The sequence below is a fragment of the Sphingopyxis sp. USTB-05 genome (assembly GCF_023822045.1).
In the GTDB taxonomy this organism is placed as follows: domain Bacteria; phylum Pseudomonadota; class Alphaproteobacteria; order Sphingomonadales; family Sphingomonadaceae; genus Sphingopyxis.
Genome location: NZ_CP084712.1, coordinates 2788466 through 2805266, shown reverse-complemented (window position 1 = coordinate 2805266; position 16801 = coordinate 2788466). Strand labels below are relative to the sequence as shown.

At 64.3% G+C, this 16801-nt stretch carries 15 protein-coding genes and 1 tRNA gene; 13 read left to right on the top strand and 3 right to left on the bottom strand.

The features are described 5' to 3' along the window. The first annotated feature begins 31 nt into the window (after positions 1 to 31). Genes KEC45_RS12975 through KEC45_RS12955 form a run of 5 tightly spaced genes read left to right on the top strand, consistent with a single transcriptional unit; the run spans position 32 to position 6542 of the window. Positions 32 to 892: an XrtA system polysaccharide deacetylase gene (locus tag KEC45_RS12975; protein ID WP_062178557.1), complete on the top strand. Its 861-nt coding sequence runs from the start codon at positions 32 to 34 to the stop codon at positions 890 to 892. Continuing rightward, positions 874 to 1956 carry a FemAB family XrtA/PEP-CTERM system-associated protein gene (locus tag KEC45_RS12970; protein ID WP_062183625.1) on the top strand — a complete coding sequence of 361 codons (1083 nt, stop codon included), beginning with the start codon at positions 874 to 876 and terminating at the stop codon, positions 1954 to 1956. Before KEC45_RS12975 ends, KEC45_RS12970 begins: the two co-directional genes overlap by 19 nt. Further along, positions 1956 to 3161, top strand: coding sequence for a TIGR03087 family PEP-CTERM/XrtA system glycosyltransferase (locus KEC45_RS12965; protein ID WP_062178560.1), 1206 nt, complete (start codon positions 1956 to 1958; stop codon positions 3159 to 3161). Before KEC45_RS12970 ends, KEC45_RS12965 begins: the two co-directional genes overlap by 1 nt. Next, the gene (locus KEC45_RS12960; RefSeq protein ID WP_062178563.1) at positions 3158 to 4636 is read left to right on the top strand and encodes an EpsI domain-containing exosortase; all 1479 of its coding nucleotides are present in this window, start codon (positions 3158 to 3160) and stop codon (positions 4634 to 4636) included. The genes KEC45_RS12965 and KEC45_RS12960 overlap by 4 nt, the downstream gene beginning before the upstream one ends. A gap of 10 nt (positions 4637 to 4646) precedes the next feature. Beyond that, entirely contained in the window at positions 4647 to 6542 is a 1896-nt protein-coding gene (locus KEC45_RS12955) for an XrtA/PEP-CTERM system amidotransferase (protein ID WP_062178566.1), read from the top strand. 101 nt (positions 6543 to 6643) lie between these two features. Here KEC45_RS12955 and KEC45_RS12950 read toward each other — a convergent pair whose 3' ends face one another. Next, positions 6644 to 7219 carry an NUDIX domain-containing protein gene (locus KEC45_RS12950; RefSeq protein WP_062178569.1) on the bottom strand — a complete coding sequence of 192 codons (576 nt, stop codon included), beginning with the start codon at positions 7217 to 7219 and terminating at the stop codon, positions 6644 to 6646. Positions 7220 to 7900: 681 nt separating this feature from the next. Here KEC45_RS12950 and KEC45_RS12945 point away from each other — a divergent pair. The 8 genes from KEC45_RS12945 (at position 7901) to KEC45_RS12910 (ending at position 13320) form a co-directional block, all read left to right on the top strand. Continuing rightward, complete coding sequence (locus KEC45_RS12945; RefSeq protein WP_062178572.1) at positions 7901 to 9085, top strand: GNAT family N-acetyltransferase; 1185 nt, start codon at positions 7901 to 7903, stop codon at positions 9083 to 9085. Continuing rightward, positions 9082 to 9948, top strand: a complete 867-nt coding sequence (locus KEC45_RS12940; RefSeq protein WP_252171095.1) for a cupin-like domain-containing protein — start codon at positions 9082 to 9084, stop codon at positions 9946 to 9948. Before KEC45_RS12945 ends, KEC45_RS12940 begins: the two co-directional genes overlap by 4 nt. A gap of 119 nt (positions 9949 to 10067) precedes the next feature. Continuing rightward, positions 10068 to 10286 (top strand): translation initiation factor IF-1, encoded by a 219-nt coding sequence (gene infA, locus KEC45_RS12935; protein WP_010162480.1) that lies wholly within the window; start codon positions 10068 to 10070, stop codon positions 10284 to 10286. Between the two features lie 26 nt (positions 10287 to 10312). Then, positions 10313 to 10885 (top strand): nucleoside triphosphate pyrophosphatase, encoded by a 573-nt coding sequence (locus KEC45_RS12930; RefSeq protein ID WP_062178578.1) that lies wholly within the window; start codon positions 10313 to 10315, stop codon positions 10883 to 10885. Continuing rightward, positions 10878 to 11870 (top strand): ribonuclease, encoded by a 993-nt coding sequence (locus KEC45_RS12925; RefSeq protein ID WP_062178581.1) that lies wholly within the window; start codon positions 10878 to 10880, stop codon positions 11868 to 11870. Before KEC45_RS12930 ends, KEC45_RS12925 begins: the two co-directional genes overlap by 8 nt. Continuing rightward, positions 11860 to 12042 (top strand): DNA gyrase inhibitor YacG, encoded by a 183-nt coding sequence (locus KEC45_RS12920; protein WP_062178583.1) that lies wholly within the window; start codon positions 11860 to 11862, stop codon positions 12040 to 12042. The genes KEC45_RS12925 and KEC45_RS12920 overlap by 11 nt, the downstream gene beginning before the upstream one ends. A gap of 84 nt (positions 12043 to 12126) precedes the next feature. Beyond that, positions 12127 to 12202, top strand: a tRNA-Phe gene (locus tag KEC45_RS12915). A gap of 185 nt (positions 12203 to 12387) precedes the next feature. Further along, the gene (locus tag KEC45_RS12910) at positions 12388 to 13320 is read left to right on the top strand and encodes a hypothetical protein (protein WP_062178586.1); all 933 of its coding nucleotides are present in this window, start codon (positions 12388 to 12390) and stop codon (positions 13318 to 13320) included. On the opposite strand, the gene KEC45_RS12905 is transcribed toward KEC45_RS12910, so the two are convergent. Together KEC45_RS12905 and KEC45_RS12900 are read right to left on the bottom strand one after the other, a co-directional pair. Continuing rightward, positions 13317 to 14837 carry a lipopolysaccharide biosynthesis protein gene (locus KEC45_RS12905; RefSeq protein ID WP_083435693.1) on the bottom strand — a complete coding sequence of 507 codons (1521 nt, stop codon included), beginning with the start codon at positions 14835 to 14837 and terminating at the stop codon, positions 13317 to 13319. The two genes, KEC45_RS12910 and KEC45_RS12905, sit on opposite strands and share 4 nt — an antisense overlap. Positions 14838 to 14885: 48 nt before the next feature. Continuing rightward, on the bottom strand, positions 14886 to 16607 hold the full coding sequence (locus KEC45_RS12900; protein ID WP_083435694.1) for a sulfatase-like hydrolase/transferase: 1722 nt from the start codon (positions 16605 to 16607) through the stop codon (positions 14886 to 14888). Positions 16608 to 16801 lie beyond the last annotated feature (194 nt).

The window sequence follows — 16801 nt, the reverse complement described above, 5'->3', positions numbered from 1 at the left end:
TCGGCTATCCCGCTGATGAAGGTGAGCAAAAATGCAGAACGGCTTGTCGGTCGATGTCGAGGACTGGTTCCAGGTCGGCGCCTTTGAGCGCACGATCGACCGTGCCGACTGGCCGGCGCTCGAATGTCGCGTCGAGGCGAATTGCGACGCGGTGTTGCAGATTTTTGCCGATGCAAACGCCAAGGGCACTTTCTTCACCCTGGGCTGGGTTGCCGAACGCTATCCCGCGCTGATCAAGCGCATCGTCGCGGCCGGGCACGAACTTGCCAGCCACGGCTATGACCATAAGCGCGTCTTCAACATGACCGCCGACGAATTCGCAGCGGACCTCAAGAAGACGCAGGCGATCCTTGAGGATTTGGGCGGGTTGGCTATCCGCGGTTATCGGGCGCCGAGCTTTTCGGTCGATACGCGCACGCCGTGGGCGCATTCCGTACTTGCCGAACAGGGCTATGCCTATTCGTCGAGCGTCGCGCCGGTGGTCCACGACCATTATGGCTGGCCGCAAAGCCCGCGCCACGCATGGCGGCCGCTTCCTGACAGCGATCTCGTCGAATGGCCGGTCACGACCGCGCGCTTCGCCGGGCGGACATTGGCAGCCGGCGGCGGCGGGTTCATGCGGATTCTGCCCTATGGCTTCACGCGCTGGGCGATAGCGCGGATGAACGCGGAGGGGCATCCGGCGATCCTCTATTTTCACCCATGGGAAATCGATCCCGGCCAGCCGCGGGTCGCCGATGCGCCTATCCGGTCGAAGATACGCCATTACAGCGGCTTATCGGCCATGGCCGGCAAGCTCAGGAAATTGCTCGCCGACTTCGAGTGGACTCGCGCCGACGCGCTGCTCTCGGCGCAGCAGCAGCGCGCGCAGCCATGGCGCATCGCGGCGTGAACGCGCCGACGCTTGCCGTGAAGGAGGGTTTTTCCGGCGCGCCGCTTTCGGACGCGGGCGAATGGGATGCCTATGTCGCCGCGCATCCCGACGCGACGCCGTTCCATAGCCGTGTATGGTGCGAGGCGATCACGAAGGCCACGGGCCATCGCTGCCATCTCATCACGGCGCGTGATGCCTCCGGCGCGCTGACTGGTATTCTGCCGCTCCACCACATCCGCTCGCCGCTGTTCGGTCAGGCGCTGGTCGGCAGCGGTTTCGCGGTCGATGGCGGCATTCTTGCCGACAATGCCGCAGTGGCCGCGACGCTCGGGCAGGGCGCGGCGGATATGGCTCGTTCGCTCGGCGTTCCGTCGGTCGAATTGCGCGGCGGCGGGCTGCCCGCGGGCGAGGGCTGGACCAGCGAGGGCGACGTTTACGCAGGCTTTGCCCGCGACCTTGCCGCCGATGACGACGCCGAGCTTCTTGCCATCCCGCGCAAGCAGCGTGCCGAGGTCCGCAAAGTTCTCGAAAGCACGCTGACGGTCACGACGGGTCGCGATCCGGCCGAACGCCGCGATCATTATCGCATCTATGCGACAAGCGTCCGCAATCTCGGTACTCCGGTTTTTCCGAAAGCGCTTTTCGATGCCGTCCTCGATGCCTTTGGCGACGCTGCCGACATCCTGACCGTCCGCGAACACGGGCGCCCGGTCGCCAGCGTCCTCAGCCTCTTTTGGCGTGGCACGGTGATGCCCTATTGGGGCGGCGGCACAACCGACGCCCGCCGCCTCCGCGCCAATGAGCTGATGTACTTTGCCCTCATGCGCCACGCCCGCGCGCGGGGCTGCACGCGCTTTGATTTCGGCCGCTCAAAGGCCGGCACGGGTCCCTTCGCCTATAAGAAGAACTGGGGTTTCGAACCGCAGCCGCTATTCTACGGCCGCTGGCTCGCTCCGGGTGAGGCTCCGCGCGATACCAATCCGAACAGCGCTAAATATCGCCTGCAGGTCGACCTGTGGAAAAAGCTGCCGCTGTGGGCGGCAAACCGGATCGGCCCGCTGATCGCCCGCGGGCTCGGCTAATGCCCGAGATCCTGTTCCTTGTTCACCGCGCGCCCTGGCCCCCCGACCGCGGCGACCGGATCCGCAGCTGGCATATGTTTGAGGCGCTCTCGAAGCTCGGGCCGATGCATGTCGCGGCGCTCGCCGACAATGACGCCGACGCTGCCGCCGCGCGCACGAAGATGGCGCCGCTTTGCAAGAGCTTGACGATCGAAGTGCGCAAGGGCTCGCGTCCCGTAGCGCTGGCGCGGGCCATATTGCGCGGCGAGCCCGTGTCGAACCATTTGTTCCGCAACGCTGCGCTGGCCCGCCACGTCGATGACCTCGTCGGTCGAGGCAATGTCACGCATATCGTCGCCTTTTCGGGCCAGATGGCGCAATATATTCCGTCTGGCTTTGACGGGCCGGTGCTGATGGATTTCGTCGACGTCGATTCCGCCAAATTTGCGACCTATGCCGAACAGGATAAAGGTCAGCCGCTGAACTGGGTTCATAAGCGCGAGGCGCGCGTGCTGGGGGCCTATGAGGTTGAGGTGGCGCGCCACGTCGGCGCTAGCCTGTTCGTCAGCGAGGCCGAGGCGGCATTGTTTCGCGACCATAGCGGACTTAACGCGGACAAGGTCCGCGCGGTCGAGAATGGCATTGATACCGATCGCTTCGATCCGGAAACCGCGCTGGAAACGGTCGGGCGGGGCGCTGGGCCGCTGGCCGTCTTCACCGGCCAGATGGATTATCGTCCCAATATCGATGCGGTCCGGTGGTTCGCAAATGACATCCTGCCATTGATCCGCCAGCGCCATAGTCAAGCGCGCTTCGCGATCGTGGGCCGCGCGCCGACCGAAGAGGTGCGCTCGCTCGCGGCGCTCCCTGGCGTCACTGTCACCGGCGAAGTGTCCGACGTTCGCCCCTGGCTCGCCGCCGCCGACGTGGTCGTCGCGCCGTTGCTGCTCGCACGCGGCGTCCAGAACAAGCTGCTCGAAGCGATGGCGATGGCGCGGCCCGTGGTTGCGAGCGTCGCGGCTGCCGAAGGGATCGATGCAGCGCCGGGCCAGCATCTGCTCGTCGCTGACGGCGCGGGCGCGATGGCGGGCGCCGTCGTTTCTCTCTTCGACGATCCGGCGGCTGCGCGGGCGATGGGGCAGGCGGCGCGTGCGCAGATGATCGCGCGTTACGGGTGGAACGCGCGCTTGGCGCCGCTCGGTAAGTTGCTCGGGCTGCCGGCATGACGATCTGGCAACGCCATCTTGCCGCGCTGGCGCTGCTATCGGCGGCGATCCTTGCGATCTTCTGGCGCGAAGCAGCCGATGTAGCGGGAATCTGGTGGAACAGTTCGACCTTTACCCATTGCCTGCTGATCGTGCCGATGATCGGCTGGCTGGTGTCGCAACGCGTGTCGCTGCTGCGACCGCTGACGCCGGCCTATTGGTGGCCGGCGCTGATATGGATGGCTGGCGCGGGACTGGTATGGCTCGTCGGTGAGGCGGCGGGCGTCGGTTTGTTCCGTCAGCTTGGCCTCATTCTGATGCTGCAAGGGGCCGTCGCGGCGACACTGGGCGAAAAGCTCGTACGCGCTCTGCTCTTCCCGCTCGGCTATGCGCTGCTGCTGGTGCCGTTCGGCGAGGAGTTGGTGCCGCTGCTCCAGACGCTCACTGCGCATATCAGCATGGTCCTCCTCCACCTCTCGGGCATAACGGCGGAGATGGAGGGCGTGTTCATTACCACGCCTGCCGGTTTCTTCGAGGTTGCCGAAGCCTGCTCGGGCGTCAATTTCCTGATCGCGATGCTGGCCTATGCGATATCCGCGGCGCATCTCTGTTTCCGCAGTTGGACGCGGCGGATCGTCTTTGTCGTGGCGGCGCTCGCGACAACGATCCTCGCCAACGCGTTGCGCGCCTATGGCACGATGGTCGCGGCAGAAATCTGGGGGATCGAGGCCGCTGGCGGGATCGACCATATCTTTTATGGCTGGTTCTTCTTTGGCGCCGTGATCCTGCTCGTCATGCTTGTTGCGCGCCGTTGGTTCGACCGGCCGGCAAATGACGCCGCGGTCGATGTGCGCGGGCTGGACGGCGTGCCGCGCTTTGCCGGGCCCGCCAAACTGGTGCTCCCCGCGGCGTTGGCTGTTCCGTTGCTGTTCGTCGGCTGGGGCAATTTGGTGGGCTCCCGCAGCGCAGCCTTGCCCGCGACGATCGCGATCGGCGCGCCGCCGGGATGGCGCGATGTTCGCGTGGAGGGAATGCCGTGGGTGCCACGCTTCGACGGCGCCGATCGGCGGCAGCTACACCATTTTTCCAATGAAAAGGGGCAAGTCGTAACAGTTGCGATCGGCGGCTATGAACGGCAGGCCGAAGGGCGCGAGGTCGTCGCTTTCGGGCAGGGCGCGGTCGATCCCGACAGCAAATGGGCGTGGAGCGCCTCGCTGCCCGCGATCGATGGTGCGAAGACCGAACGACTGTTACATCCGGGACCGGTGCTACGCGACGCGGCGACCTGGTATCTCGTCGATGGCAAGATCACGGGTAGCTCGCGCGCGGCGAAACTCGCGGGTCTGAGGGCGCGGCTGCTCGGCGGCGACCCGCGCGCATTGTCGCTGATTATATCGAGCGAGGAGCGGCGCGGGGGCCGCAATGCGATAGAGGATTTCCTTTCCGCGTCCGGCGGAGCCAAAGCGATGGCTGACCGCGCGCTGAAAAGCAGCTAAGCGTCAGAATATGTGCGGCATCGCGGGTATCTATCATCTTGAAACGGCCAAGCCCGTTGATCCCGCGCGCCTCCGCGCCATGCTCCAGCCGATGCAGCACCGCGGACCCGACGGATCGGGCGAGTGGACCGCCCCCGGCGTCGGCCTTGGCCACCTGCGCCTCTCGATCATCGATATCGCAGGCAGCCCGCAACCGATGGCGAGCGACGACGAGATCGTCACGCTCACCTATAACGGCGAAATCTATAATTTCCGCGAGCTCCGCGCCGAGCTTGAGGATCGCGGCCACCGCTTCCGCACCAGCGGCGATACCGAGGTCATCATCGCGGCGTGGCGCCAATGGGGTCCCGACTGCCTGTCGCGGCTCAACGGCATGTTCGCCTTTGCGATCCACGATCATCAGCGTGGCTGCCTGTTTCTCGCGCGCGACCGGCTCGGGGTAAAACCGCTCCACTATGTCCGTCTCTCGGATGGGTCGGTGGCCTTTGCGTCGGAGTTGAAGGGCCTGCTGCGCAATCCGCTGCTGCGGCAGGAAGCGAACCTGACCGCGATCGAGGATTTCCTGGCCTTCGGATATGTGCCCGACGACAATTGCATCGTCGCAGGCGTAGAGAAGCTGCCCGCCGGCCATTATCTGATGCTCGAACGCGGCAAGCCGGTGCCTGCGCCGACGCGCTGGTGGGCTCCCGATTTCTCGAAGCGCGTCCGGGCTTCGGAAGGCGAGGCGGCAGAGCATCTCGTCCATTTGATGCGCGCGGCGGTGACCGACCGCATGGTATCGGACGTCCCGCTCGGCGCCTTCCTCTCGGGCGGCGTCGACAGCAGCGCGGTCGTCGCGCTGATGGCTGAGGCGAGCGCGAAGGCGGTCAAGACCTGTACGATCGGTTTTGATCAGGCCGCGCTCGACGAAACGGCTTACGCCCAGCAAATCGCCGAGCGCTTCGCGACCGATCACCGCACGCGCACCGTGTCGTCGGGCGACTTCGCGCTCGTCGACAGGATCGCCGATCATTTCGACGAACCCTTCGCCGATGCAAGCGCGCTGCCGACTTACCGCGTGTGCGAACTCGCGCGTGAAGAGGTGACGGTTGCCTTGTCGGGCGACGGCGCCGACGAGGCGTTCGCCGGCTATCGCCGTCTGGTCTTTCAGCATCAGGAAGAAAGGTTGCGCGGCCTGATTCCACGCTTCCTGCGCCGCGGCGTGCTCGGTCCGCTGTCGCACGTCTGGCCGCAGATGGACTGGGCGCCGCGTCCGCTCCGCGCCCGCGCCACGCTGGCCAGCCTGTCGAAGAGCGGGGCAGAGGGCTACGCCGAAGCGGTCGGCGTGACGGGACAGGCGCAACGCTCGCGGCTGTTCAACGATGCGGCCCATCACGCACTCGGCGACCATGTCGCCGAGGCGCGCTATTGGAAGGCCATGGCCGAGGCGCCCGCGCGCGAGGCGCTCGATCGCGCGCAATATGCCGATCTGATGATCTGGCTGCCAGGCGATATCCTGACCAAGACCGACCGGATGAGCATGGCCGTCAGCCTGGAGGCGCGCGAGCCGCTCCTCGACTACCGGTTGATCGAATTCGCCGCGAGCCTGCCCGCATCGATGCGCGTCAAGCGCGGGACGGGTAAGGCGATCATGAAACAGGCGATGGAACGCTATCTGCCGCACGACATTCTCTATCGGCCCAAAATGGGGTTCGTGACGCCGGTTTCGCACTGGTTCCGCGGCCCGCTCGCCCAGCATGCGAAGGCGCTCGCGACGTCGTCGACGCTCGCGCGCTCGGGCTGGTTCGACATGGCCGAAATCGAGCGCATCGTTGCCGCGCACCAATCGGGGCGGCGCGACCATGGGCGGCTGATCTGGCAATTTTTCATGCTTGAAAAGTCGCTGGCCAAGCTGTTCGGAATTTGATGCGCGGCGACGGCGTTGGGATCGGAAACAGACTGGCGTTTATCGAGAAAAATCCGCTCGAACTGGACGCGGGCTGGGCAGAAAATATAGAAATTCCATCCCTATATCATCTGAAATGTCCCGGTATTTGAAAACGCGGTATATGCCTCGACACTTCGACGCATATTCTCCAGCATTGTCGGTAGTTCATTCGCATTAAACCACTGTAAATCCAAAGTTTCCGAACTATCCGCCGCAATATGGCCCTCATATTCTGTCGCGTAGAACATCATAACGAAGAACTGACAGACGTCTCCGTTCGGAAACCGAACGGTTTCAAATTGCGGATCGCTGCCAAAGCCAAAAGGTCTGGGATTTCGTATTCTGAGCCCGGTTTCTTCGAAAGTCTCGCGGATCGCCACCTCCGTCAGATCCTCGCCTTCTTCCGCATTTCCTCCGGGCAATCCCCAGACCGAAAAGTCACTTCGATGCTGCAAGAGGATCGACCCATCCTCCCTGGCGATGATGACGCGCGCGCCAGGAACAAGCAGACATCGGCTCCCTACCAACGACCTGAGCCTTCCGAGGTAGCTATCCGCAAATGTCATATGAACTCCGGCCTGCAGGATGTTGCCCGAGATTGTCCTGACCGTCCGCTTTCCGCAAGCCGCACCAAGACGGCGATCGACAAAAATCATTCGTTTCCGGCCATTCCATCCAGATTGGCGGTGAACGGCGGATATTGGGGTGAGAGCTGTCGTTACCCTCTTTGGATATCGCCCGGCTGGATCCGGGATCGGGTCGGAGCAAGGGCCGCGCAATATTCCAAAGTTCAGGAAAGTTCAGCCCTATGAGCGCCCCGATTTGCAAGTCGCGGACTGCTGGATGTGCGCGGCATGTCCGATCATGGTCGCACCCGAAAGCCAGGCAGCGACCATCTTTTTGTTCACCGAATGAAAGAGCCGGATGAAGGCTGGCACGGCCGGATAATGTAGGAAAGACCTTTTTGGAGGCGATGTCTGTTTTGGGGTGGTGAGCTGACATTCCGTCACCCACTTCCGTCATCCCGGGCTTGACCCGGGATCCCGCTTTTTGACGCACTCACTGGCTTCGGCCTCAAGCGGGACCCCGGATCAAGTCCGGGGTGACGAAAAAGGATTGGTCGGCAACCGGTCGTTTCCCATTTGCGCACCCCGGCGAAGGCCGGGGCCCAGGGCTTCAGAGAGCCGACCTCTGCTCGTTGCGCTCTGGACCCCGGCCTTCGCCGGGGCACACACCTGCAACGGCAGCAACCCGGTCGTTAGCCGTCAGGCCCCTTCGAGCCGTGCGGCGTCAAATTGCCACCCATCCTTAACGCTTGGGTGCTAGGCTCGCGGCCCATGACGGTTTATCCCGCCTTTCCGGCAAGCACCACCGAAGCGGCGCCATTGACCGTGCGTGTCGTCGACCCGCTGGCGCTGTCGCCCGGGCTTGCCGCTGCCTGGGATCGGCTCGCGGACGAAGCGAGCGAGCCCAACCCCTTCGCTGAGCGCTGGTGCCTGCAATCGGCGCTGCATCTGCTCGACCCTGATCGCCAAGCGCGGCTTGTCGTCGTACGCGACGGCAGCGATGGCCCGATGATCGGGATCATGCCGCTTGCCCCCGCGACGCACTATGGCCGCGTGCCGCTGCGCCATGTTGCGGGATGGGCGCATCCCAATCATTTTCTCGGGCTCCCGCTCGTTCGCGCGGGTTTCGAAAGGATGTTCTGGTCGATCCTGCTCGGTTGGTGCGACGCCGCGCCCTGGGCACGCACGCTGGTGCATTTTCCGCGCCTTACCGAAGGCGGGCCGCTGCACCGCGCGCTCGTCGATGTGGCGCGGCAGCGCGGCAGCGAGGCCGAGGTGGTGCACCGCGAGGAGCGCGCGCTGCTCGAAAGCAGCCTGTCGCCAGAAGAATATTGGGATGCCGCCGTGCGCGCGAAAAAGCGCAAGGAACTGCGGCGACAGGCAAACCGGCTGTCCGAGCATGGCGCGGTGCAGTTTCGTCGCTGGCAGCCGGGTGAGGCAATCGATCCGTGGATCGAGGCCTTCCTCGATCTCGAGGCGCGTGGCTGGAAAGGGCGCGCCAAATCGGCGCTCGCGAGCCAGAGCGACACGCAGGCGTGGTTCCACGCGATCCTCCTTGCGGCGGGAGACGCGGGACGGCTCGACATGCGCTCGCTCGATCTCGACGGGCGTCCGCTTGCGATGCTCGTCAACTTCCTTTGCCCGCCCGGCGGCTTTTCGTTCAAGACCGCGTTCGATGAGGATTATGCCCGTTTTTCGCCCGGCGTGCTGCTTCAACAGGCGAATCTCGATTTGCTCGACAATAGGCAGGTCAAGTGGGTCGACAGTTGTGCCGCGCCTGGCCATCCGATGATCGACAGCGTCTGGCGCGAACGCCGCGCCCTGATTTGGGTCAATGTGGCCCTGTCGTCGGCGCCCGACCGTCTTCGCTTCGCCATGCTGACGAAGACCGAACGGCTGTGGCGCCGCTGGAGGGGCGCCGCCGCGCCCGAAAATGAAGTAGAAAGCCCGTCATGACCGTGCATCAGCCGATCACCCGGCCCGTATTCCCTATCGAAACGCTTGAGCGGATGGCGATGCTCTATCCGCAGCAGGCGGGGCTGCTGCATCATCATCTGCCCGATCATCCTTTGCTGTCGCTCGAAGCGCTCGCAACGCTCGGCGAAAATCTGCCCGCGAGCGAGGTCGAGTATAACCCGGGCAATGTGCCGATCGGTATCCGCCCCGAGGATGTCCCGTCGAACGGCCTGTCGATCGGCGAGACGATTCGAACGATCGACAGCAACGGCAGTTGGGCGGTTCTCAAGAATATCGAGAATGTGGACGCCTATCGCACCCTGCTGATGGGTCTGCTCGGGGAACTGGAAGCGGTGGTCGAACTGCGCACCGGCGCGATGCTGACGCCGCAGGGCTTTATCTTCATCTCGTCGCCCGGTTCGATCACGCCGTTCCACTTCGACCCCGAACATAATATCCTGCTGCAACTGCGCGGCAGGAAGGTGATGAACGTCTGGCCCGCCGGTGATGAGCGCTTTGCGCATCGCCGCGAGCATGAACGCTATCACACCGGCGGTCACCGGAATCTGCCCTGGCAGGACGAATATCATGGCGACGCCCAGCAAGTGCCGCTCGGGCCCGGTGATGCGGTGCTGATGCCGGTGATGGCCCCGCATTTCGTCGCCAATGGCGATGCGCCGTCGATCTCTCTGTCGATCACCTGGCGCAGCGAATGGAGCTATCGCGAGTCCGAGGCGCATGCCGCCAATGCGACGCTCCGCCGCATGGGCCTCGACCCGGCGATGCCGCCGCGCTGGCCGAGCTATGCCTGGGCGAAAACAATCGGCTGGCGCATCGCGCGCAGGCTGAAACTCGTCTCCTGAAATCGGCTTGGCCAGAGCGGGCCGACGCCTTCTCAAAACACAGATGACAGATTGCTTTCAATTGGCGCAAATTGCGGTTATGGGCGCGCATCCTTGAATTTTCGACCCATAGAGGACTGATGGCGAAAGAAGAACTTCTGGAAATGCGCGGCCAAGTGGTCGAACTGCTGCCCAACGCGATGTTTCGCGTCAAACTGGAAAACGACCACGAAATTCTGGGTCACACGGCCGGCAAGATGCGCAAGAACCGCATCCGCGTTCTCGTGGGCGACGAAGTGCTCGTCGAACTTACCCCCTATGACCTGACCAAGGGTCGGATCACCTATCGCTTCAAGTGAGCGGCGCGGCGAACTCCCCCGCGCCAATGCCGGCACTTGTACTGGCTTCGACCTCACCGCGTCGGCGCGAATTGCTGGCGCGGATCGGGCTTGTGCCGGCGCGCATTGCCGCGCCAGAAATCGATGAAACGCCGCTGAAGGCAGAGCTGCCGCGCGATTATGTCGCGCGGCTTGCGAAGGGCAAGGCGCTCGCCGTCGAACGCGCGGCGGAAGAGGTCGTGCTCGCGGGCGACACGACGGTGGCGGTCGGACGCCGCATCCTCGAAAAGCCGGCCGACGAGGCCGATCTGCGCCGCATGCTGGGTCTGCTGTCCGGGCGGCGGCACCATGTCTATTCGGGGATCTGCGTCGTCGGTACCGACGGAAAGGCGCGCGTGCGCGTCGTCGACACGATCGTCGCGTTCAAGGCGCTGAGTGCCACCGAGATCGATGCCTATGTCGAATCGGGCGAGGGGATGGGCAAAGCGGGCGGCTATGCGATCCAGGGACGCGCCGAGACGTTCGTGCGTTTCCTGTCGGGCAGCCACTCGAACGTCGTCGGCCTGCCGCTCTTCGAGACGCGGGCCCTTCTGACCAGCGTCGGTATCCCGCTTGGCTGAGTGGATATATGAAGCCGGCATCGGCGAGGCGCGCGCGGCGCTGATCGAGAATGGCGAAATCGTCGAAGCCCGGATCGAGCGCGAGGACGAAGGGCCGCGCCTTGGTGCGGTCGTCGGCGCGAAACTGATCGAGGCGGGCAGGGGCGCCAAGGGCGCACTCGTCGCGCTGGACTTGCCCGGCGAACCGCCGGCGACGCTTGCCGGCTTGCCGCCGTCGACCTCTGTGGGCGCCCGGCTGACCGTCGAAATCACGCGAATGGCGCTGCGCGAACGCGGCCGCGACAAACCGGCACGCGCGCGGATTGCCGAGGCAGGCGCAGCCCTTGCCGACGGACCCGATCTGCGCGCGCGTATCGCGGCCAGCGGCCTTCCCGTCGTCGACCTGCGTCCCACCGACGGCGACCGACTTGAGCAGGCGGGTTGGTCCGAACTGATCGACTGCGTCCGCACCGGCCATTGGCCGTTCGCGGGCGGTGCGCTCTGGGTCGATGCCACGCCTGCGATGCTGCTGATCGATATCGACGGCGAGGGCGAGGCACTGGCGCTCGCCAAGGCTGGCGCGGGGGCGGCGGCGTCGGTGATCCGTCGCTGCGATGTTGGAGGATCGATCGGGATCGACTTTCCGTCGCTGCCCGATCGCGCCGGACGACAGGCGATCGACGCCGCGGTCGATGCCGCACTTCCGCAGCCGTTCGAGCGGACTGCGGTCAACGGCTTCGGCTTCATGCAGATCATCCGCCGCCGCGACCGTCCCTCGCTGATCGAACAGGTCCGGCTCGATCCCGTCGCGACCGATGCCGCGCTCCTGCTGCGGCAGGCGGAACGCACCGTCGGAACCGGCGTTTTGACGCTGACCGCGCGGGGCGCCGTGATCGATCATATTGCCGCGCATCATCATTGGGTGGAGGCGCTGCAGAATCGTACCGGGCGCACTGTCCGCCTTGCCGCGGATTCCGCCGTGAAAGGAGTGGGCCATGCCCAGTAAACCCCCGCGCTGTCCGCTCTGCGGCAAGCCGCGTGATCCCGAATTCAAACCCTTTTGCAGTCGTGGTTGCCGCGATCGCGACCTGCTGAACTGGTTCGGCGAAGGCTATCGCGTTCCGGTCGATCAGGCGCCCGACGGCACCGCCGACGAGGATCGTTTCGACGAGGGATAAATCGCGAAGAAAGGTGCTGGACAGGACGCAAAGCCCTGCCTATAGCCGCCGCTCGCCAGCGCGGCCGACCGGCCGCAGCGGCTCGCCTGGGTAGCTCAGTTGGTAGAGCATGCGATTGAAAATCGCAGTGTCGGCGGTTCGATCCCGTCCCCAGGCACCACTTCCTTCACCGAAAACCATGCCGGGCCTTGCGTGTGCAACCGCGCGCGTTGAAGGTTCGGTGATGCAAGGTCATCGGCGCCCGCGAGCGCCCCGGATATCTGTGGCACAAAACGTCCTGAAAGGGCGCAAATGCTGGGATTATCGCCTCTACCCAAGGGTGGTCGCGCGTGTTACGGCCGCGCGATGAACAGGATCGTAAACAAACTCAACCGTTTGTGGAAAGAGCGCACGCATCGCGCCGCCGCCCGCGCGGTGCTGGATACGCCCGCGGTGGTGCCGGCCGACGATGGCGTGGTCCTGTTTTCGATGATCGGCACGCGCGTGCTGCTGCCTTATCTGGTAGCGGTCAAATCGCTGCACGCGCAGCTTCGCCGGGGTCGTATCGCAATCCTCGACGATGGCACGTTGACCGACACCGACCGCGCGATACTCGCCGCACATCTTGGAAATCCGCGCGTCATTTCGATTGCCGATGTCGATACCGGCCCGTGCCCGCGCGGCGGAACGTGGGAACGGCTGCTCACCATCCTCGACATTCGTGCCGGTGATTATGTGATCCAGCTCGATTCCGACACGGTGACGCTGGGCGCCGTGCCCGAGATCGCGGAAGCGATCGCCGGGAATCGCAGCTTCACCTTGCGCGGCGATCCTGATTCGCAGCTTTTGTCCTTTGCCGAGTTGGCGAGCCGCACCGATGACGACGCCTTCCTGTTCAATCCCGACGCGCATGTGCAGGGCGCGATCGAGAGTGGCCTCGATCGCGTAGAACTGCCGATGCTTGCCCACCCGCTCTATGTGCGGGGATGCTCGGGATTTGCCGGGTTCGCGCGGGGCGGCAATGGGCGCATGCTTGCCGAAGCCTTTTCCCGCGAAGCGGAACGGTTGCTCGGCGCCGAGCGCTGGGCGCGCTGGGGGAGCGAACAGGTGACCTCGAACATGGTCATCGCGAACGAGCCCGATGCGTTGCTGCTGCCATATGACCATTATCTCAATTTCTGGGACGAAGGCGTGCCGGACGACGCGCGCTTCGTCCATTTCATCGGCAGCTATCGTTTCAGCGGTACCGCCTATATCGACGCCACGCGCGCGGCCGTAGCGGCTTTGGGCCAAGCCTAGACGGCAGTGTCGGGGCTTGTCGGCATACGCCGGCCTCGGACCATCCCGATGAGGTCGCGCACCGTCTCGCGCGCGAACAATATCAGCCACAGGCAATAAATCGGTCCTCCGGTCGCGACGAGTATCGCGAGCCGAAGCGGTTCGGGCATTGCTGGCAGCAGGCGGTCGACCAATAGCACCACTGCCGCCATCGCAGCGGCGGCGAGCACTGGCGTCGCGACCGCGCGGAGCAATTCGCTTGCCCCGACTCCGATGACGGGCAGCGACCGGGTAGCGGCAAAGGCGAGGAGCAAGGGATAGGCGATCAGCCATGCCCATGCGATGCCGATGATGCCCCACTGTGCGCCGACAAGAAACACGACGGGCATCAGCAGCGCGCCGGCGATGGCGTTGCCCGAAGCAATGCCAGGGCGGCCGAGGGCATCGGTCGCGGGTCGAAGCAGCGTGAACAGCGTCCAGAAGGGCATGGCGAGCGCCAGCGGCAGGAGCAACGGCACAATCTCGCGCCATTTTTCGCCGAGCAAAGTGAGAACGAGGGGTTCCGCGACTGCGGCGAGCCCGAAGAAGAAAGGCATCGCAGCGACCATGATCGCGCGCGTGGAGCGAGTGAAACCGGCGGCCAGCGCGGGCCGGTCGTTCTGCATCCGGGCATAGGCGGCAAAGGCCACTTCGTTGAGCGGCGGGACGACCTTGTTGTTGAAGATCTGCGTCAACAGCAACGCTGTCGTATAGATGCCGACCAGATGCGCATCGAACCAGCGACCGGCGACCAATATGTCCGCCTGGCTTTGGACAAAGCCGAACAATTGCCCGACCGCCATCAGCCCGCCGTAACGTGCGATCGAACCCGCGCCGCGGAAATCGAAGCTTGGCCACATCCAGCTGCGCGCCGCGATCGTTAGGCCAAGCGCGCGCGCCGCGAACATGGCGATCGGCGCCCAGACCAGTGCCCACACCCCCCATCCCGCCAGCGCGCCGCCGAGCGCGACGCCTGCACCGATCAGTGCGGAGACCAGATTGACCTGCGCCTGACGCTGGAACTCCATCGAACGCGCCAATTGCGCATAGGCGAGCGCGGAGAAGGGGATGGTAAGGTAGATCAGCGACTGTACCCGCAGCAGGTCGGCAACCATCGGCTGGCGATAATAAGCGGCGGCAAGCGGGGCGCAGAGGATTTGCGCGATCGCGAGCGCGCCGTTGAGCAGCAGCATCAATCCGAAAATCTGTCGCAGCTCGTGCGGGGCGATCTCGTCCCGCTGGATCGCCGCGCTCGCAAGACCATAGCCATTGAGCAGGGTGAAGAGCATCAGCATCACCTGCGTCAGTGCGAACAGGCCATAATCTTCGGGCGTCAGGATGCGGATGACGAGGAAAGTGGAGGCCCAGGCGACGATTTGCCCTGCGATTTGCGACCCCGAACGCCAGATGACCGCACGGCGTACTTGCTGGCCGAAATCGGGCGCAATCGGGCTGTCGGGGCCAAGCGTGGTTTCCGGGGGCAGTGCGCGACCTGACATGGCGAGCAGCCTAGCAACTATTCGTTGGCAAAGCATTGCACGCGCGCGTCATCGTGGTGCAATGCCATATTTGCGCGGCGCATAGTCGCTGGCCGGAGGTCGGGAAACCTTACTGCGTTTCACCTCGATCCATATCGGCTTGCGTCCCAGCCGCGCGTTGAAAAGGCTGTTGAACGTCGCCGGGTCGGCCAGCGGGGAATCGAGTGCTTCGCCATACTGACGGCGCACCGCCGCTGGATCATAGCCCATCGCGTTCAGCAGGGTCGGGAAGATGCGATAGTGGCTCGACGCATCGAAGCTTCGCCTTGCGGCATCATCCCAGCGTCCCGATGTGTCGATGATCGCTAGCGGGACCGATCCCTCTTCGCTGGCCGGCGACGGGCTGCAATGCGTGGTCGTTCCCGCATCGCCGCGTTCGTGCAGATTTTGTCCATGGTCGGACGTGTAGATGATCAGCGCTCCATCGAGCCGCGCGCGGGCGAACAGGCGGTCGAAGAAATCGCCCACCGTCCACGCCACCGTGTTGCGATAGCTGTTGCGATAAAGCCGCCAGCTTTCGGCGCCGCTGTACAGATTTTCCGGAAGCTGTGTTTCGGTCACGGCCGCGGCTTCGTTGCGTGGCAGCGTCGGCGCGAAAATGCGGGCGCTGTCGGGGTATTTGTCGGCGACGGGAAAATGCGCGCCCATCTTGTTTATCAGGACGAAGTCACGCCGTTCATTGCCCAGCGCCGCGATCAGCGCATCCGCCGCGGCCATATCGCGATCGACGACGGCCGTGTCGCCGAACTGCACGAAGTGATCGATCTGTCGCCGCTCGCTATCATCCATGCCGTTCTGATAGGCGCCGCCGGTCCGCTGCGCGTCGATATAGGTGGTCGCGAACCCCGCTTGCTTCGCATAAGCGAAGATCGACGGCATCGTCGCATTAATCCGGTGATAGGCGTCTCGTGTGCCCCCGTGCCGGAGCGTCAGATTGCTTCCGAAGCTGCAATGGGTGATCGACGCCGCGAGACCGAAATTGCTGACGGTGACGCCCGTCGGCGGCGACAAAAGGCCCGACCGGACGCCTGCGGGATCGTTGATATCGAGGTAGCGGCCGGCGATGCTCTCGTCGATGATCAGGACGATATCGCCTTGCTGCTTGCTCGGCCCATGCGCGATCGTCACGGACTGACGTGCCGCCGATGGCTGGGTCGCGGCTTCGAAGGCCGCAAGCGCCGAATAGGCCATCCCGACCCATGCGTTCGGCAGGCCGCGGCCGCCTTCGCCGCCCCGGACGAAGAGCAGGAGGGTCAGCATTGCCAGCCCCAGAACGGGCGCAAGCATGGCGACGATGCCCGGTATGGGCGCCCGCCCGCGGGGCTTCAGTCCGACGCCAAGCAACAGGAAGAATGCAGCAGCGGAAGACCAGGCGATCGCCGCGCTGTATTGCGCTGCGGCATCATCGGCGAAGCCCGCCGAATAGATCATGGTGACGAACGCATCATAGCTCATCGCATCGCCGATGGCGCCTTGAAAGCTGCCGATGAGAATAGCGGCGAGAGCGAACAGCAGGGCCCAGCCCCAACGCAATATCGGTCGGCGGATAAAGGCCGCACCCCATAGGCAGGCGGCAAGCCCGCAATAAAGGCTTGCGTAGAGCAGGAGCGAGAACGAGAGCCCCAGCGTGGCCACACGAGCGGCAATGTCGGGAAGTTCGAAGGCCAGGCCGATGACGAGCAGGATTGTCTTGGTCAACGTTCCTGGGCTCGGCAAACTCTGCGCCCGCATCAACCATCCTTCACGACCGGAAATTCGGCACCGGGCCAATAAGGCAAGGACCGGAGCATCCAGCGCCGATAATGCGCCTTTCTGAATTTTTGGCAAATCGGCGCCGCGTCTGCTCCACAACGGTGCTAATTTTATTCTGCAACGGACGCAACTGTCTGCCGTAACGTAAACTGTTGCTATTTAGTCACGAATTT

What these genes read in the sequence shown, in the direction of transcription:
- KEC45_RS12975 (WP_062178557.1), top strand. Translation starts at nt 32, where the DNA reads ATGCAGAACGGCTTGTCGGTCGATGTCGAGGACTGGTTCCAGGTCGGC.
- KEC45_RS12970 (WP_062183625.1), top strand. Translation starts at nt 874, where the DNA reads ATGGCGCATCGCGGCGTGAACGCGCCGACGCTTGCCGTGAAGGAGGGT.
- KEC45_RS12965 (WP_062178560.1), top strand. Translation starts at nt 1,956, where the DNA reads ATGCCCGAGATCCTGTTCCTTGTTCACCGCGCGCCCTGGCCCCCCGAC.
- KEC45_RS12960 (WP_062178563.1), top strand. Translation starts at nt 3,158, where the DNA reads ATGACGATCTGGCAACGCCATCTTGCCGCGCTGGCGCTGCTATCGGCG.
- KEC45_RS12955 (WP_062178566.1), top strand. Translation starts at nt 4,647, where the DNA reads ATGTGCGGCATCGCGGGTATCTATCATCTTGAAACGGCCAAGCCCGTT.
- KEC45_RS12950 (WP_062178569.1), bottom strand. Translation starts at nt 7,219, where the DNA reads ATGATTTTTGTCGATCGCCGTCTTGGTGCGGCTTGCGGAAAGCGGACG.
- KEC45_RS12945 (WP_062178572.1), top strand. Translation starts at nt 7,901, where the DNA reads ATGACGGTTTATCCCGCCTTTCCGGCAAGCACCACCGAAGCGGCGCCA.
- KEC45_RS12940 (WP_252171095.1), top strand. Translation starts at nt 9,082, where the DNA reads ATGACCGTGCATCAGCCGATCACCCGGCCCGTATTCCCTATCGAAACG.
- infA (WP_010162480.1), top strand. Translation starts at nt 10,068, where the DNA reads ATGGCGAAAGAAGAACTTCTGGAAATGCGCGGCCAAGTGGTCGAACTG.
- KEC45_RS12930 (WP_062178578.1), top strand. Translation starts at nt 10,313, where the DNA reads ATGCCGGCACTTGTACTGGCTTCGACCTCACCGCGTCGGCGCGAATTG.
- KEC45_RS12920 (WP_062178583.1), top strand. Translation starts at nt 11,860, where the DNA reads ATGCCCAGTAAACCCCCGCGCTGTCCGCTCTGCGGCAAGCCGCGTGAT.
- KEC45_RS12910 (WP_062178586.1), top strand. Translation starts at nt 12,388, where the DNA reads ATGAACAGGATCGTAAACAAACTCAACCGTTTGTGGAAAGAGCGCACG.
- KEC45_RS12905 (WP_083435693.1), bottom strand. Translation starts at nt 14,837, where the DNA reads ATGTCAGGTCGCGCACTGCCCCCGGAAACCACGCTTGGCCCCGACAGC.
- KEC45_RS12900 (WP_083435694.1), bottom strand. Translation starts at nt 16,607, where the DNA reads ATGCGGGCGCAGAGTTTGCCGAGCCCAGGAACGTTGACCAAGACAATC.